This window comes from Kitasatospora sp. NPDC094028 (genome assembly GCF_049543595.1).
GTDB lineage: Bacteria > Actinomycetota > Actinomycetes > Streptomycetales > Streptomycetaceae > Kitasatospora.
Genome location: NZ_JBMVFA010000115.1, coordinates 1 through 1,161 on the forward strand (window position 1 = coordinate 1; position 1,161 = coordinate 1,161).

Sequence of the window (1,161 nt, forward strand, 5' to 3'; positions counted from 1 at the left end):
AAGCTGGTCGCCGGGTTGTTCCTGATCGCCACCGGGGTGGTGTACGCCGGGGACGCGGGCGGCCTGTGGAAGACCCCGTGGTTCGCGATCGTCCCGCTGGTGGTGGGCGGCCTGTGCCTGGCCGGGGCCACGGCGACGCTCAACCGGGTGATACGGGGGCGGGGCGGGACCGAGCGGGGCTAGCCGGCTCGACGGTCTCCGGAGTCACCGACGGGGCGAGGCCACGCGACGGCGCGCCGCTGCGGTGCCCGACGGTTCCGGCGACCGCGACGGTTTCGGGGACCGCCGGCGACCGCGACGGTTCTACGACTCCGGCGGCTCCGACGGCTTCCGGCACGGCGCCGGGGCGCCGGGGCGCCGGGGCGCCGGCGGCACGACATGGCGGCGCCCAGCCGGTCGGCCCGAGGTCCCGGGTCCCGGGTCCCGAGAGAGCCCCCGGAGAGGCCGGGAAGTGTCCCGCGGGCAGTCGGCCCGCGAGCCAACCCCGCGCCTCGGATCTGCACCTCGGGTCGGCACCTCGGGTCTGCACCCCCGGATCTGGAGCCCCGGCTCCGCAATCAACCCCACGGCCCCGGTCCCGGCCCCACCTGCCCACCCCCTGACCTGCCTCGCCCCCCTCGACCGCCCTACCCCCCTCGACCGACCGCCCCCTCCTCGACCGCCCTACAGATATCCGAGCGACCTCTGTCGGCCCCGGGCGCGCCATGCGGCGTCCAGGGAGAGGTACGGCGCACCGGCGAGGATCAGGGGCAGCCAGGCCATCAGGTAGGCGAGGTCGTTGCCGTAGTAGTACGGGGTCGTGGCCCAGCTCATGGTCAGCCACAGGCTGAGCGAGATCAGCGCGCCGCCCAGTGCGGCGAGGCGGCCGAGCAGTCCGAGGAGGGTGGCGATGCCGACGGCCAGTTCGCCGAGGGCGATGGCGTAGCCGAAGCCCACCGGGCTCTTCAGGGCGAGGTCGATCAGGGCGGGGAGGGCGGCGGTGCCGCGGGCCGCGTGCATGGTGTCGCCGATCGAACCGGCGCCGGCGGCCCTCATGAAGGTGCTGTCGGTGAGCTTGTCCAGGCCCGCGTAGAGGAAGGTGGCGCCGAGGAAGACGCGCAGGGGCAGCAGGGCGTAGTGGGCGGCGGTGTCCCGCCAGCCGTTGCGGCTGTTCAGCCGGGT

Annotated in this window: 2 protein-coding genes; one reads left to right on the forward strand and one right to left on the reverse strand. The window is 75.2% G+C overall.

All coding sequences use genetic code 11. The annotated features are described in order from the left end of the window. On the forward strand, nucleotides 1-183 hold a 183-nt coding region (locus ACPC54_RS42185), incomplete at its 5' end, for a hypothetical protein (RefSeq protein ID WP_498973063.1). Between the two features lie 480 nt (nucleotides 184-663). Here ACPC54_RS42185 and ACPC54_RS42190 read toward each other — a convergent pair. Further along, nucleotides 664-1,155, reverse strand: a complete 492-nt coding sequence (locus ACPC54_RS42190; RefSeq protein ID WP_498973064.1) for a DoxX family membrane protein — start codon at nucleotides 1,153-1,155, stop codon at nucleotides 664-666. Between the last annotated feature and the right edge of the window lie 6 nt (nucleotides 1,156-1,161).